At 72.5% G+C, this 14690-nt stretch carries 11 protein-coding genes; 6 read left to right on the forward strand and 5 right to left on the reverse strand.

The window, feature by feature from the left end; genetic code table 11:
• Positions 1–7: 7 nt before the first annotated feature.
• The 3 genes from O1Q96_RS07030 to O1Q96_RS07040 are packed head-to-tail and all read right to left on the reverse strand — an operon-like array spanning position 8 to position 4615.
• Positions 8–964 (reverse strand): hydroxymethylglutaryl-CoA lyase, encoded by a 957-nt coding sequence (locus O1Q96_RS07030; RefSeq protein WP_269247330.1) that lies wholly within the window; start codon positions 962–964, stop codon positions 8–10.
• Positions 961–2955, reverse strand: coding sequence for an acetyl-CoA carboxylase biotin carboxylase subunit (locus O1Q96_RS07035; RefSeq protein WP_269247331.1), 1995 nt, complete (start codon positions 2953–2955; stop codon positions 961–963). Before O1Q96_RS07035 ends, O1Q96_RS07030 begins: the two co-directional genes overlap by 4 nt.
• Before the next feature lie 43 nt (positions 2956–2998).
• Positions 2999–4615, reverse strand: a complete 1617-nt coding sequence (locus tag O1Q96_RS07040; RefSeq protein ID WP_269247332.1) for a carboxyl transferase domain-containing protein — start codon at positions 4613–4615, stop codon at positions 2999–3001.
• A 122-nt stretch (positions 4616–4737) separates the two neighbouring features.
• Here O1Q96_RS07040 and O1Q96_RS07045 point away from each other — a divergent pair, with 122 nt between their 5' ends.
• From O1Q96_RS07045 to O1Q96_RS07055, 3 genes are all read left to right on the forward strand, one after another.
• Entirely contained in the window at positions 4738–5328 is a 591-nt protein-coding gene (locus O1Q96_RS07045) for an SACE_7040 family transcriptional regulator (RefSeq protein ID WP_217458651.1), read from the forward strand.
• Positions 5329–5526: 198 nt separating this feature from the next.
• Positions 5527–6684 carry an acyl-CoA dehydrogenase family protein gene (locus tag O1Q96_RS07050; protein ID WP_269247333.1) on the forward strand — a complete coding sequence of 386 codons (1158 nt, stop codon included), beginning with the start codon at positions 5527–5529 and terminating at the stop codon, positions 6682–6684.
• Positions 6685–6729: 45 nt separating this feature from the next.
• The gene (locus O1Q96_RS07055) at positions 6730–7611 is read left to right on the forward strand and encodes an acyl-CoA thioesterase (RefSeq protein WP_269247334.1); all 882 of its coding nucleotides are present in this window, start codon (positions 6730–6732) and stop codon (positions 7609–7611) included.
• 69 nt (positions 7612–7680) lie between these two features.
• Here the strand turns inward: O1Q96_RS07055 and O1Q96_RS07060 are convergent, their stop codons facing one another.
• Together O1Q96_RS07060 and O1Q96_RS07065 are read right to left on the reverse strand one after the other, a co-directional pair.
• The gene (locus O1Q96_RS07060) at positions 7681–8478 is read right to left on the reverse strand and encodes a phosphatase (protein WP_269247335.1); all 798 of its coding nucleotides are present in this window, start codon (positions 8476–8478) and stop codon (positions 7681–7683) included.
• 252 nt (positions 8479–8730) lie between these two features.
• Entirely contained in the window at positions 8731–10284 is a 1554-nt protein-coding gene (locus tag O1Q96_RS07065) for a PucR family transcriptional regulator (RefSeq protein WP_419586464.1), read from the reverse strand.
• Between the two features lie 199 nt (positions 10285–10483).
• Here O1Q96_RS07065 and O1Q96_RS07070 point away from each other — a divergent pair, with 199 nt between their 5' ends.
• The 3 genes from O1Q96_RS07070 to O1Q96_RS07080 are packed head-to-tail and all read left to right on the forward strand — an operon-like array spanning position 10484 to position 14685.
• Positions 10484–11947 (forward strand): sodium:solute symporter family protein, encoded by a 1464-nt coding sequence (locus O1Q96_RS07070; RefSeq protein WP_269247337.1) that lies wholly within the window; start codon positions 10484–10486, stop codon positions 11945–11947.
• Between the two features lie 54 nt (positions 11948–12001).
• Positions 12002–13003: an agmatinase gene (gene speB, locus O1Q96_RS07075; RefSeq protein WP_217458657.1), complete on the forward strand. Its 1002-nt coding sequence runs from the start codon at positions 12002–12004 to the stop codon at positions 13001–13003.
• Positions 13000–14685 (forward strand): thiamine pyrophosphate-binding protein, encoded by a 1686-nt coding sequence (locus O1Q96_RS07080; protein ID WP_269247338.1) that lies wholly within the window; start codon positions 13000–13002, stop codon positions 14683–14685. Before speB ends, O1Q96_RS07080 begins: the two co-directional genes overlap by 4 nt.
• Positions 14686–14690: the final 5 nt, after the last annotated feature.

The following is a 14690-nucleotide window of genomic DNA, read 5'->3' on the forward strand; positions in this document are numbered from 1 at the left end:
ATGGAGGTCACTCCTTGTGGGAGAGGGCGCGGACGGTGCGGGACGGGCTGGGTCGGCCCAGTCGTTCGGCCATCCACACGCTCGTGGCGGTGAGGAGGTCGAGGTCGACTCCGGTGTCGATGCCGAGGCCCGTCAGCATCCACACGAGGTCTTCGGTGGCGAGGTTGCCGGTGGCGCTCTTCGCGTACGGGCAGCCGCCGAGGCCGCCCGCGGAGGCGTCCACGGTCGTGACGCCGTGCTGGAGCGCGGCGAGCGTGTTGGACAGGGCCTGGCCGTACGTGTCGTGGAAGTGCACGCCGAGGGCGGCGGTCGGAACGCCCGCCTCGCCGAGTTCGACGAGGAGCCGGCGCACGTGCCCCGGGGTCGCCACGCCGATCGTGTCGCCCAGGCTCAGCTCGTCGCAGCCCATGTCGAGCAGCGCCCGGCAGACGCGGACGACCTGCGGGACGGGCACCGGGCCCTCCCACGGGTCCCCGAAGGACATCGACAGATAGCCGCGCACGTGGGCGCCTTGGGCCCTGGCCCGCTCGACCACCGGCTCGAACATCGCCAGGGCCTCGTCCACGGTCCGGTTGAGGTTGGCCTTCGCGAAGGACTCCGTGGCACTGGCGAAGACCGCGATACGGGTCGCGCCGAGCGCGAGGGCCCGGTCCAGGCCCCGCTCGTTCGGTACGAGGACGGGGAGGGCTGTCCCGGAGAGGTCGCCCAGATCCTGCACGAGGGGGAACAGCTGCTCCGCGTCGGCCAGTTGGGGCACCCACTTGGGGTGCACGAAGCTGGTCGCCTCGATGGTGGTGAGGCCCGCGTCGGCCAGCCGGCGGATGAACTCGGCCTTCGTCTCCGTCGGGACGGTCGCCTTCTCGTTCTGCAGTCCGTCGCGGGCGCCGACCTCGTGGATACGGACGCGGGCCGGGAGCCCCTCGGCCGGTACGGTCATGGGCAGCCCGAGTTCGGGGGTGGTCATGCCTTCTCCTCCCCGGACGCCTTCCGCGACGCTTCTGGCGGTGTCTCCTGTGAGGCCCCCCGCGGTTCCTCCAGTGGGGCGACCACGGCCAGGATCTGGTCCATGGCGACGGTCGTGCCCGGGGTGACGTCCAGCTCGGTGACGGTGCCCGCGTGCGGGGCGGAGACGACGTGCTCCATCTTCATCGCCTCCACCACCAGCAGGCTCTGCCCGGCGGCCACCTCGTCGCCCACGGCGACCTTCACGACGGTCACCGTGCCGGGCATGGGCGCGGTGAGGGAGTCCGCGCCCGCGTGCGCCGCACCGGTGAGGGAGGCGGCGACGGGGTCGTGGTCCAGCACGTGCCAGGCGTCGCCGTCCCGGCCGAGCCAGTCGCCGGCCCGGTGGAAGGTGTGGCGCACGCCGTCGACAGTGACGGAGACACGGTCGGGGGTGACCTCGGTGCCGGGCCGGGCGCGGTGCGCGACCGGTTCGAGGCCGGGTACGCGCAGGTCGAAGGACAGGGGAGCCGGTTCACCGCCGAGCCGCCAGCCGCTCGGCACGGAGAACGGGTCGGTCCAGCCGCCGCCGGCGGGGGCCAGCGCGTCCAGGCGGACGCCCGCCGCGGCCTCGTACACCTCGTCCGGCACCTCGTCCGGGACCAGCCCCTCGACCTCCCGCTCCACGAGTCCCGTGTCCAGCTCGCCCGCGACGACCGCCGGATGGGCCAGCAGTCTCCGCAGGAACCCGGCGTTCGTCTGCACCCCCAGCGTCACCGTCTCTGCCAGCGCGCCCCGGAGCCTGCGCAGAGCCGTCGCCCGGTCCGGCCCGTACGCGATGACCTTGGACAGCATCGGGTCGTACAGCGACCCGACCTCCGTGCCCTCGGACAGCCCCGAGTCCGTGCGGATACCGTCGCCCCGGGGCTCGGACAGCCGCAGGACCGTGCCGCCGGACGGCAGGAACCCCCGGGAAGGGTCCTCCGCGCAGATACGGGCCTCGACGGCGTGTCCGGTGAGCGTGACGTCGTCCTGGGCGAAGCCGAGGCGCTCGCCCGCGGCCACCCGCAGCTGCCACTCCACCAGGTCCAGGCCGGTGATCAGCTCGGTCACCGGGTGCTCGACCTGGAGGCGGGTGTTCATCTCCATGAAGTAGTACGAGGCCGGGTCGTCGCCCGGCACGATGAACTCGACCGTGCCCGCCCCCGCGTAGCCGCAGGAGCGGGCCGCCTGGACGGCGGCCTCACCCATCGAGGCACGGGTCCGCTCGTCGAGGAACACACTCGGCGCCTCCTCGATGATCTTCTGGTGGCGGCGCTGGAGCGAGCACTCGCGTTCGCCGAGGTGCACCACGTTCCCGTGGGTGTCCGCCAGGACCTGGATCTCGATGTGCCGCGGCCTGTCGACCCACCGCTCGACGAGCAGTGTGTCGTCCCCGAAGGAGGCCCGGGCCTCCCGTCGTGCGGCGGCGATCTCGTCCGGCAGCAGGGCCGCGTCCCGCACCAGCCGCATGCCCTTGCCGCCGCCGCCCGCAGACGGCTTCAGCAGTACCGGCATCCCGATCTCCCGGGCGGCGTCGGCCAGTTCGGTGTCCGTGAGGCCGCTGCCGGACGAACCCGGCACCACCGGGACCCCGGCCGCCCTCACCGTCTCCTTGGCGCGGATCTTGTCGCCCATGAGCGAGATGGCGTCCGCCGGGGGCCCGATGAAGACGAGTCCCGCGTCCGCGCACGCGCGGGCGAAGCCGGCGTTCTCCGCGAGGAAGCCGTAGCCGGGGTGCACCGCCTGTGCGCCCGTCCGTGCCGCGGCCTCCAGCAGCCGCTCCACCGACAGATAGCTCTCGCCGGCCGGGGCGGGGCCGATCCGGACCGCCGTGTCGGCCTCGCGCACGTGCCGGGCGTCGGCGTCCGCGTCCGAGAAGACGGCCACCGAGCGCACGCCCAGCGACCGCAGCGTCCGGACGACCCGGACGGCGATCTCACCGCGGTTGGCCACAAGTACCGTGTCGAACATCGTCGTCCGTTCCCTCGCAGTCCGTCCCCTCACAGCCGTCCCCTCACATCCGGAAGACGCCGAACTGGGGGTCTCCCAGGGGCGCGTTGGCACAGGCGGTCAGGGCCAGACCCAGCACCTGCCGGGTCTCCATCGGGTCGATCACACCGTCGTCCCAGAGCCGGGCCGTCGCGTAGTAGGCGTTGCCCTGGGTCTCGTACTGGGCGCGGATCGGGTCCTTGAAGGCCTCTTCCTCCTCCGCCGGCCAGGACTCGCCGCGACCCTCCAGCTGGTCGCGCTTGACGGTCGCGAGGACCGACGCGGCCTGCTCGCCGCCCATCACGGAGATCTTGGCGTTGGGCCACATCCACAGGAAGCGCGGGGAGTACGCCCGGCCGCACATCGAGTAGTTGCCCGCGCCGTACGACCCGCCGACCACCACCGTCAGCTTCGGTACGCGGGTGCAGGCCACCGCCGTGACCATCTTGGCGCCGTGCTTGGCGATGCCGCCCGCCTCGTACTGACGGCCCACCATGAAGCCCGAGATGTTCTGCAGGAACACCAGCGGGATGCCGCGCTGGTCGCACAGCTCGATGAAGTGGGCGCCCTTCTGGGCGGACTCGGAGAACAGGATGCCGTTGTTGGCGACGATCCCGACCGGGTGCCCGTGGATCCGGGCGAAGCCGGTGACGAGGGTCTGCCCGAACTCGGACTTGAACTCCGCGAAGCGTGAGCCGTCCACGACGCGTGCGATGACCTCGCGCACGTCGTAGGGGGTGCGGGAGTCGACCGGTACGGCGCCGTACAGCCCCGCGGGGTCGACCTTCGGCTCGACGCCCTGCGTGACCGACCAGGGCAGGGGGCCGCGGCCGGGGAGCGTGGAGACGATCGTCCGGACGATCCGCAGCGCGTGCGCGTCGTCCTCCGCGAGGTGGTCGGTCACCCCGGAGACCCGGGAGTGGACCTCGCCGCCGCCCAGCTCCTCCGCCGTGACGACCTCGCCGGTCGCGGCCTTCACGAGCGGCGGGCCGCCCAGGAAGATCGTGCCCTGCCCGCGCACGATGACGGCCTCGTCGCTCATCGCCGGGACGTACGCCCCGCCGGCCGTGCACGAGCCGAGGACGGCCGCGATCTGGGGGATCCCCGCCCCCGACATCCGGGCCTGGTTGTAGAAGATGCGGCCGAAGTGCTCGCGGTCGGGGAAGACCTCGTCCTGCATGGGGAGGAAGGCGCCGCCCGAGTCGACCAGGTACACGCACGGCAGCCGGTTCTCCAGGGCCACCTCCTGGGCGCGCAGGTGCTTCTTCACCGTCATCGGGTAGTACGTGCCGCCCTTGACCGTGGCGTCGTTGGCGACGACCACGCACTCGCGCCCGGCGACCCGGCCGATGCCGGCGATGACGCCCGCCGCCGGGGCCTGGCCCTCGTACAGCCCGTCGGCCGCCAGTGGGGCCAGCTCCAGGAACGGGGAGCCGGGATCGAGCAGTGCGTCCACGCGGTCGCGCGGCAGCAGCTTGCCGCGGGCGGTGTGCCGGGCGCGGGCCCGCTCGCCGCCGCCGAGGCGGGCCGCGGCCAGCTTCCGGCGCAGCTCGTCGACGAGCGCCCGATGTGCCCTCTCGTTGCCCCGCCAGGCCTCCGACGCGGGGTCGGCCGCGCTGTGGAGCTCCGGTGCCTCGTGCATCCTGCGGTCCCCTCACCCGGTGGTCACCGGTCACTGAACCAAGTCGCCGAATCAAGTTAATGAGCGTTAACGCGTTTCCATCAGGTTAACGAGCGCTAACCTCCCTGTCTAGAATTGCTTCCATGGCCATGAGAACCGACGCCCTCACCCGCCGCGAGCAGATCCTCAAGGAGGCCGCGCGGCTCTTCGCCGAGCGCGGCTTCCACGGGGTGGGGGTCGACGAGATAGGTGCGGCGGTCGGCATCAGCGGGCCGGGCCTGTACCGGCACTTCGCGGGCAAGGACGCGATGCTCGCCGAGCTGCTGGTGGGGATCAGCGAGCAGTTGCTGACCGGCGGAAAGCGCCGCGTGGCGGAGTCCGACGGCAATGCGGAGGCGCTCCTCGACTCGCTCATCGAGGGGCACATCGACTTCGCGCTGGACGACCGCCCGCTGATCACCCTGCACGACAGGGAGCTGGACCGCCTCCGGGACAGCGACCGCAAGCTCGTCCGCCAGCTCCAGCGCCAGTACGTCGAGCTGTGGGTGGAGGTCGTGCGCGAGATCCACCCGGCCCTGGCCGAGCCGAGCGCCCGCTCGGCCGTGCACTCGGTCTTCGGGCTCCTGAACTCGACGCCCCATCTGGGCCGTCCCGGCTCGCTCCCGGGGCGCGCGGGCACGGCGGAGCTGCTGCACCGGATGGCGAGGGGGGCCTTCGCGGCCGCGGGGGAGTGACGAGCGTTACGGGGGTGCTGGTCTGGACGCTGCCGCCTACTCGCCGGTACGGTGAATGAGCAAGCGCTTAGCCGTGAGGGGGGCGGGGCGCGGTCACTGCTCGCAGTCACCGACAGCAACCATCAATCGAGCAACCCCCACGGCGAGCAACCACATCCGCGAGAGCGGCGCCGGCTTAGGCGCAGAGAGGGGCCGGCGGTGCGCCGTACGGTGTTCAACGAGGACCACGAGGCGTTCCGGGAGACCCTGCGGGCCTTCATCGAGGCCGAGGTCGTCCCGGTCTACGACGAGTGGTTCGCGGCGGGCCAGGCGCCGCGCGACTTCTACTACAAGCTCGCCGAGCTGGGCGTCTTCGGCATCCGCGTGGACGAGGAGTTCGGCGGCGCCGGCATCGACTCGTACAAGTTCGAGGCCGTCATGTACGAGGAGACCGCGCGCGCCGGTGTCCAGTTCGGCGGCTCGGGCGTGCACGTGCTGCTCGGCCTGCCCTACATCAAGTCGCTCGCCACCGACGAGCAGAAGAAGCGCTTCCTGCCGAAGTTCGTCTCCGGTGAGGAGATGTGGGCCCTCGCGATGACCGAGCCGGGCACCGGCTCCGACCTCGCGGGCATGAAGACCACCGCGAAGCTCTCCGAGGACGGCTCGCACTACGTCCTCAACGGCGCCAAGACCTTCATCACCGGTGGCGTGCACGCCGACCGTGTGATCGTCTGCGCCCGGACCTCCGCGCCCACGGCCGAGGACCGCCGCTTCGGCATCTCCCTGTTCGCCGTGGACACCAAGGCCGAGGGCTACTCGGTGGGCCGCAAGCTCGACAAGCTCGGCCTGAAGACCTCCGACACCGCCGAGCTGGCGTTCGTCGACGTGAAGGTGCCGGTCGAGGACCTCCTCGGCGAGGAGAACAAGGGCTTCTACTACCTCGGCCACAACCTCGCCTCCGAGCGCTGGGGCATCGCCTTCGGCGCCTACGCGCAGGCCAAGGCCGCCGTGCGGTTCGCCAAGGAGTACGTCCAGGACCGCACCGTCTTCGGCAAGACCGTCGCGTCCTTCCAGAACACCAAGTTCGAGCTGGCCGCCTGCCAGGCCGAGGTCGACGCGGCCGAGGCCGTCGCCGACCGCGCCCTGGAGGCCCTCGACGCGGGTGAGCTGACGCCGGCCGAGGCCGCCAGCGCCAAGCTGTTCTGCACCGAGGTCGCGCACCGCGTCATCGACCGCTGCCTCCAGCTGCACGGCGGCTACGGCTTCATGAACGAGTACCCGATCGCCCGCCTGTACGCGGACAACCGCGTCAACCGCATCTACGGCGGCACCAGCGAGATCATGAAGTCGATCATCGCCAAGAACATGGGCCTGTAAGGCCCGGGAAACCACCCGAGAATCACTGCACGGTACAACTGACACATGAGTCAGGCACTTGAGGACCTGCTCGATCTGCTCGACCTCGAGCGGATCGAGCAGGACATCTTCCGCGGTCAGTCACGCTTCGCCGTCGTCCCGCGCGTCTTCGGCGGGCAGGTCGCGGCGCAGGCGCTGGTCGCCGCGGGGCGTACGGTCCCCGCGGACCGGCCCGCCCACTCCCTGCACGCGTACTTCCTGCGCGCCGGGGACCCGGGCGCGCCCATCGTCTACACAGTCGACCGGATCCGCGACGGGCGCTCCTTCACCACGCGCCGTGTGGTCGCCGTCCAGCACGGGCAGCCGATCTTCCATCTCTCCGCGTCGTTCCAGACGTACGAGGAGGGCTTGGAGCACCAGGCCGAGATGCCGGCCGCGCCCGACCCGGAGACCCTCCGGACGACCGCCGAGATGCTGCCGCTGTACCTGGACGCGTGCGGCGACGAGAGCGTCGCCCGGCGGATGCTGGAGGCCCGGGCCGCCGTCGACCTGCGCTATGCCGACGCGCCGCCGTACGCCAGTGTCGGGGAGGCGCGCGAGCCCCGCTCCCAGGTGTGGTTCCGCACCAACGGCAAGCTCGACGGCGTCATCGACGAGCCGCTGCTGCACGTCTGCCTCGCCACGTACGTCTCCGACATGACGCTCCTCGACTCGGTGCTGCTCGCCCACGGGCGCGGCGGCTGGGTCACCGGGGACGTCGTGGGGGCCTCCCTGGACCACGCGATGTGGTTCCACCGGCCGTTCCGCGCCGACGAATGGCTGCTGTACGACCAGGAGTCGCCGTCCGCGTCCGGCGGGCGGGGCCTGGGCCAGGCCCGTATCTACACGCAGGACGGGCGGCTGGCGATCACGGTGATCCAGGAGGGCGTCGTACGCGTCCCTCGGTGACGAGGCCGCCCCGCAGGCGCAGACACGGGGTGGGGCGGAGAGGCAGGGGCCGGTTCCGGCCCCTGGGACCTACTCCTTGTCCGTGAGGCCCGCCGCGTCCAGCAGGTACGCCGTCATCGGGTCGTAGTGCCGGGGGCTCGTGACGTGGTCGTCCATGGGGACGGCCACCTGGACCGTGCCCTCGGACTCGGCGAGGAACAGGGCCGGGTCGTTGCAGTCCGCGTAGCCCACGGAGTCCACGCCCAGCTGGCCCGCGCAGCCCGCCCAGCCGTGGTCCGCGACGACCAGGTCGGGCAGCGGGCGGCCCTCGCCCTCCAGGGCCTTCAGGATCGCCCGCATCGGCTCGCCCGAGTGGGTGTGCCACAGCGTCGCGCCGTGCTCCAGCACCGCGACGTCGGCGAACTGGAAGACGTACCCCTCGTCCGTGGCCAGCCCGTCCGGGATCACCACGATCTCGCAGCCGGCCGCGCGCAGTGCGGCGGCCGTGGCGCGGTGCACGTCGAGGAGCCCGCCCGGATGGCCCGTCGCGAACAGCACCCGCTGCCCGCCGGCCGCCGCCTTGCGCAGCCTGCCCGCCATCCGCTCCAGGGCGTCGACCGTCAGCTCCGGGTCGATGGTGTCCTGGCCGAACCGGTACTCCGGGTCGTCGTTCACCCCGCACCGCTCGGCCATCACCGCGAGGACGTCCTGCTCGTCGGTCCAGCGGTCGCCGAGCTCCAGGCCGAGCCAGTAGTTGCGGTCGCCGTTGGCCAGCTTGCGGTAGTGGGAGAGGTTGTTCTCGCGGGGGGTGGCCACGTCGCCCGCGATACGCGTCCGGACGAGGTGGTCGAGGAGGTCGGCGCGGCTGGGAGGTGCGGGTATCGGCATGCCCCCATTCTGCCGGTGAGTTCCGCCGGGTGGTGCCGGGTATCGAACCGTGGGATGTGCGTCACGTGGGGGTTTGGGGCGGATGGTTCGGTTGTCGGCCGGGTGCGGGTGGTGTGTGGCCGGTCGCGCAGTTCCCCGCGCCCTTGGAAGGCGGGGCTGCGTCCTGCCTCGGGCCTGGTTTCGGGTGCGGGTGAGTGGGGGCTGGTCGCGCAGTTCCCCGCGCCCCTGAAAAGCGGGGCCGGAGCCGGTCCGTCACGCGTGGCGCAGGGCGAACCACAGCTCCATGCGGACGTCCGGGTCGTCCAGGTCCGTGTCCAGGAGGGTCGCGCAGCGGGCGACGCGCTGGCGGACCGTGTTGCGGTGGACCGAGAGGGCCACCGCCGTGCGGTCCCAACTGCCGTGCAGGGACAGCCAGGCGCGGAGGGTCTCCGTGAGGGCGGGGTTTCCGGCGACGGGGGCGAGGAGCGTGCGGGCGTGGGCGGCGGCGTCGGCCGGCGGTACGAGGCCGTCGAGTCCGGTGTGCTCGCCGTGCCGGACCAGCCGTGCACGCGTGGCCCGCGCCCGGGACAGGGCACGCGCCGCCTGGGTGTCGCCGGCCCCCCACTCGCGCGGCACGACGGGCGCGCTCGCACCGCACGTCCAGCCGGCCTGTGCGACGACCTCGCGGCGGCCCGCGGGGACGAGCACCCGTACGAGGTCACCGGCCACGTCGACCAGCGGGGAACCGAGCGCCGCCCCGAGCGCCGACGCGGCGACCGCGTCCGCCGCGGGGCCGTCGGGCCGTGCGTGCACGACGACCCACCGCTCACCGCCGTCCAGCAGGGACGCCACCTCCTCGGGCGCGGCCCCCAGCAGCATGCGTACGAGAGCCGAGGAGCGGGCCGCGCCCGTGCCGCTCCGGTGCTCCCCGGTGAGGAGTGACAGGAGCACGGCGCCCACGGACGCGATGGTGTGGTCGCCCGGGTCGCGGCGCGGAGCCGCCACACCCAGGACGAAACCCTGGCCCGTGCCGAGGGCGTACGCGGCGAGGTGGACACCGGCGGCGGTGTCACTGGCGGAGGAGGGAGCGGGACCGGGCGCGGCCCCGCTCCCTCCTCCGCCCCCGGCCGCGGGGTCGCCCCCGGTGGCCGGCCGCACCACTGCCGCGAGCCGGGCCAGCGCCCCGCTCACCCGCGTGTCCACGTCCGGGTCCGCATCCGGCAGCCGTCCCGCCGCAGCCACCTCCTTGCCGTCCGGGGCGTACAGCGCGGCCCGGCCGCCGAGTCGCTGGGCGAGCTGCCGCAGGACCGAGGGGACGGGGTCGGGGCGCGCCGCGGCGGCGGCCAGGCTCTGCTGGGCCTCCGTGACGCGGCGCAGTTCGGTGTGCCGGGCCCGGGCCATGAGCTGCCAGACCGCCCTGGCCACACCCGAGAAGGTGGTGCGCGGCGGGACCTCCACGAGCGGCAGGCCGTGGTGGTCGCAGGCCTCGACCAGGGCGCGCGGAACGGTGTCGTGCACCGGCGCCACCCCGAAGCCGAGGACCGCGCCGCCCGCCTCGACGATCCGGGACACGTACGCGTCGAAGTACGTGCCCGAACCGGCGGCCTCCGGGATGTGCACCCCTGCCGTGAGGAGCATCTCGCCGCCGAGCAGGTACGGATACGGGTCCGCCATCTCCGAGGTGTGCGCCCAGTGGATCACCGTGGCCGGATCGCGTGGCCCCGCGATCTGCCGCAGGCCGAGGTCCTCCCGGGCCAGCAGGGCTGCCAGGGGGACCGGCGGGGTGGGCGGGACGGTGGGGACGGCGGGGGCTGCGGTGTCCGGCATGGTGGACGTTTCTTCCATTCGACCGGGTGACTGTGGAGGAAACGTACACTTCAGCGTTGCTTTCCGGCCACCTAGGGTCGTGCCCACCGGAGGCCGCGGGTACGGGCGGATGTCCCCGCGCAGCATCGCGAGCGATCAGCCGCCGGCGAACCCCCGTCACCCGCACGACACGCCACCGGACGCGCGAAGAGGAGCCCCCATGGCCGTCGACTACGCAGTGATCGTCGTCTATCTCGCCGGGATGCTGGCCATGGGCTGGTGGGGCATGCGACGTGCCAAGTCCAAGAGCGAGTTCCTGGTCGCAGGCCGGCGGCTCGGCCCGACGATGTACTCCGGCACGATGGCCGCGATCGTCCTCGGCGGCGCGTCCACCATCGGCGGCGTCGGCCTCGGCTACCAGTACGGCCTCTCCGGCGCCTGGATGGTCTTCACCATCGGCCTCGGGCTGCTCGCCCTGTCCGTCTTCTTCTCGGCCCGCATCGCCCGGCTGAAGGTCTACACGGTTTCCGAGATGCTCGACCTGCGGTACGGCGGCCGGGCCGGGGTGATCTCGGGCGTCGTCATGTGGGCGTACACCCTGATGCTCGCGGTGACGTCGACCATCGCGTACGCCACGATCTTCGACGTCCTCTTCGACATGAACCGCACGGTCGCGATCGTGCTCGGCGGCTCGATCGTCGTCGCCTACTCGACGCTCGGCGGCATGTGGTCGATCACCCTCACCGACATGGTGCAGTTCGTCGTGAAGACCGTCGGTGTGCTGCTTCTGCTGCTGCCCATCGCCGTGGTCAAGGCGGGCGGCTTCGGCGAGATGAAGGCCGAGCTGCCGACCGAGTACTTCGACCCGCTGGGCATCGGCGGCGAGACGATCTTCACGTACGTGCTGATCTACACGTTCGGCATGCTCATCGGGCAGGACATCTGGCAGCGCGTCTTCACCGCCCGCAGCGACACGACGGCCAGGTGGGGCGGCACGGTCGCCGGTACGTACTGCCTGGTGTACGCGCTCGCCGGCGCCGTCATCGGTACGGCGGCCAAGGTGCTCTACCCGAAGCTGGCCAGCCCGGACGACGCCTTCGCGACCATAGTGAAAGACGAACTGCCCATCGGGGTGAGGGGGTTGGTGCTCGCCGCCGCCCTCGCCGCCGTGATGTCCACCTCCTCCGGAGCCCTCATCGCCTGCGCGACCGTCGCCAACAACGACATCTGGTCCCGGCTGCGGGGAGCCGTCACCGACCGGCCCGGCGAGGAGCGCGACGAGGTCAGGGGCAACCGCCTCTTCATCCTCGTCATGGGCATCGCGGTGATCTGCACGGCCATCGCGCTCAACAACGTCGTCGAGGCACTGACCGTCGCCTACAACCTGCTCGTCGGCGGCCTCCTCGTGCCCATCCTCGGCGGCCTGCTCTGGAGGCGTGGCACCGCCCAGGGAGCCCTCGCCGCGGTCGTGGTCGGCGGCCTCGCGGTCGTCGCCCTGATGGCGACCCGCGGAATCCTCGCGAACGAACCCGTCTACTACGGGCTCCTCTCCTCCCTGGCCGTGTACGTGATCGTCTCGCTCGCCACTCCCGCGACCGACGCGGCCGTCCTCGCCGCCTGGCGCGAGCGCCTCGCGGGCCGCGGCTCCGAACCCGTGTCCGAACCCGCCCCCGCTCCCCAGTAGAGTCGAAGCCAGTCGTACATACGCGACGAAGCGTAGGAAAGAAGGCAGAACCGCATGAGCAGCAACGAGACGTTCCGCGGCCCCGTCGACTCGTCCCGGGTCCCGCGGTACGCGGGTCCGGCGACCTTCGCCCGGCTGCCCCGGCTCGACGAGGTCGGCACCACCGACGTCGCCGTGGTCGGAGTGCCGTTCGACGCGGGCGTCTCGTACCGGCCGGGCGCCCGCTTCGGCGGGAACGCCATCCGGGAGGCGAGCCGTCTCCTGCGGCCGTACAACCCGGCGCAGGACGCCTCGCCGTTCGCCCTCGCGCAGGTCGCGGACGCCGGTGACATCGCCGCGAACCCGTTCGACATCAACGAGGCCGTGGAGACCATCGAGGGCGCCGCCGACGAACTCCTCGGCACCGGCGCCCGGTTGATGACCCTCGGCGGCGACCACACCATCGCGCTGCCCCTGCTGCGCTCGGTCGCGAAGAAGCACGGGCCGGTCGCGCTGCTGCACTTCGACGCGCACCTCGACACCTGGGACACGTACTTCGGCGCCGAGTACACGCACGGCACGCCGTTCCGCCGGGCCGTCGAGGAGGGCATCCTCGACACCGAGGCCCTCTCCCATGTCGGCACGCGCGGCCCCCTGTACGGCAGGCAGGACCTCACCGACGACGAGAAGATGGGCTTCGGCATCGTCACCTCGGCCGACATCTACCGCCGGGGCGCCGACGAGGTGGCCGACCAGCTGCGCCAGCGCATCGGCGACCGTCCCCTCTACATCTCCATCGACATCGACTGCCTCGACCCGGCCCACGCGCCGGGCACGGGCACACCCGAGGCGGGCGGCATGACCTCCCGCGAGCTGCTGGAGATCCTGCGCGGGCTCGCCTCCTGCCACCTCGTCTCGGCCGACGTCGTCGAGGTCGCCCCCGCGTACGATCACGCCGAGATCACCTCCGTCGCCGCGTCCCACACGGCGTACGAACTCACCACCATCATGTCCCGCCAGATCGCGCAGGCGCGTGAGAAGAGCGCGCGGGCGCCCGAGGAGACCGACGCCAAGTGACCCACGACCACGACCTGGTGCTCCGCCCGACCGCCGCGCAGACGGAGGCCGCACTCAACCCGCCGCCCGGACGCAACGGCGGAGACCTGGTCGTGGAGACCCTCGCCGGCCTCGGCGCGACCACCGTCTTCGGCCTGCCCGGCCAGCACGCGCTCGGCATGTTCGACGCGCTGCGCCGCTCCGACCTCGCGTACATCGGCCTGCGGGTCGAGAACAACGCAGGGTTCGCGGCGGACGCGTACGGCCGGATCACCGGCGAGGCGGCCCCCCTGCTGCTGTCGACCGGCCCGGGTGCGCTGACCTCGCTGGCCGCCCTCCAGGAAGCGGCAGCCGCGAGCGCCCCCGTCCTCGCCATCAGCAGCCAGGTCCCGGGCGCGGGCCTCGGTGGCGGCCGCCACGGGTATCTGCACGAACTCACCGACCAGCAGGCCTCGTTCAGGGGCGTGGTCAAGTCGGTCCACACGGTCCGTACGCAGTCGCAGATCCCGTCCGCCATCGCCGAGGCCTGGGAGTCGGCGCTCACCGCCCCGCACGGACCGGTGTGGGTGGAGATCCCGCAGGACGTGCTGCTCGCCGAGACGGCCCTGCCCGTCGTCACGGCCGTGGACGCCGCGCCCCACGACCTGCCCCCGCGCCCCGAACTGACCGTCGTGGCCGCCGACCTGCTCTCGAACGCGGTCCGCCCGGCGATCGTCGCGGGCGGCGGTGTCGTACGCGCCGACGCGTCGGGCAAGCTGCGGCAGCTCGCCGAGCGGCTGAACGCGCCCGTCGTCACCACCTTCGGCGGCAAGGGCGCCTTCCCCTGGAACCACCCGCTCTCGCTCCAGTCCTGGCTGGAGGACCGGCACACCACCGACTTCCTGGAGGACGCCGACGTCCTGCTCGTCGTCGGCTCCGGACTGGGCGAACTCTCCTCGAACTACTACACGTTCAAGCCCCGCGGCCGGGTCGTCCAGATCGAGGCCGACCTCGGCAAGCTGGAGTCCAACCACCCGGCCCTCGGCATCCACGCGGACGCCCGCCTCGCCCTGTCGGCGCTCCTGGAAACCGTGCCCGCACGGCAGGACACGACGGCGGCCGACCGCGTACGGACCGTGCTCGACCTCGTCCGCGAGCGCATCGACTCCCAGGAACTCGCCCTGGAACAGCGGGTGCTGGCCGCGGTCCGGCAGGCTCTGCCGGACCGGTCGCCCAGCTTCTGGGACATGACGATCCTCGCCTACTGGGCCTGGTCCGCCTTCGACGCCCGCCGCCCCAACACCATGCACTCCGCCCAGGGCGCGGGCGGCCTCGGCTACGCCTTCCCGGCGGCGCTCGGCGGCGCGGTCGCCGACCCCACCCACCCGGTCCTCGCGGTCTCCGGCGACGGCGGCGCGCTGTACTCCATCGCCGAACTGGCCACCGCCAGGCAGCACAACCTCGACGTCACCTGGCTCATCGTCGACGACGGCGGTTACGGCATCCTGCGCGAGTACATGACGGACGCCTTCGGCCGGTCCACGGCGACCGAGCTGTCCCGCCCGGACTTCGTGGCGCTCGCGGAGTCCTTCGGCGTCCCCGGCGTACGGACCACCCCGGACTCCCTGGCCGACGACCTCGCCAAGTCCCTCGCCACGCCCGGCCCTTCGGTGGTCGTGCTGCCGGCGGTGCTGCGGATGTTCGCGCCGACGCACCTGGCCTGAGACGG

Origin of the sequence: Streptomyces aurantiacus (assembly GCF_027107535.1) — a bacterium.
In the GTDB taxonomy this organism is placed as follows: domain Bacteria; phylum Actinomycetota; class Actinomycetes; order Streptomycetales; family Streptomycetaceae; genus Streptomyces.

What these genes read in the sequence shown, in the direction of transcription:
- O1Q96_RS07030 (WP_269247330.1), bottom strand. Translation starts at nt 964, where the DNA reads ATGACCACCCCCGAACTCGGGCTGCCCATGACCGTACCGGCCGAGGGG.
- O1Q96_RS07040 (WP_269247332.1), bottom strand. Translation starts at nt 4,615, where the DNA reads ATGCACGAGGCACCGGAGCTCCACAGCGCGGCCGACCCCGCGTCGGAG.
- O1Q96_RS07055 (WP_269247334.1), top strand. Translation starts at nt 6,730, where the DNA reads ATGAGTCAGGCACTTGAGGACCTGCTCGATCTGCTCGACCTCGAGCGG.
- O1Q96_RS07045 (WP_217458651.1), top strand. Translation starts at nt 4,738, where the DNA reads ATGGCCATGAGAACCGACGCCCTCACCCGCCGCGAGCAGATCCTCAAG.
- O1Q96_RS07065 (WP_419586464.1), bottom strand. Translation starts at nt 10,284, where the DNA reads ATGCCGGACACCGCAGCCCCCGCCGTCCCCACCGTCCCGCCCACCCCG.
- O1Q96_RS07060 (WP_269247335.1), bottom strand. Translation starts at nt 8,478, where the DNA reads ATGCCGATACCCGCACCTCCCAGCCGCGCCGACCTCCTCGACCACCTC.
- O1Q96_RS07070 (WP_269247337.1), top strand. Translation starts at nt 10,484, where the DNA reads ATGGCCGTCGACTACGCAGTGATCGTCGTCTATCTCGCCGGGATGCTG.
- O1Q96_RS07035 (WP_269247331.1), bottom strand. Translation starts at nt 2,955, where the DNA reads ATGTTCGACACGGTACTTGTGGCCAACCGCGGTGAGATCGCCGTCCGG.
- speB (WP_217458657.1), top strand. Translation starts at nt 12,002, where the DNA reads ATGAGCAGCAACGAGACGTTCCGCGGCCCCGTCGACTCGTCCCGGGTC.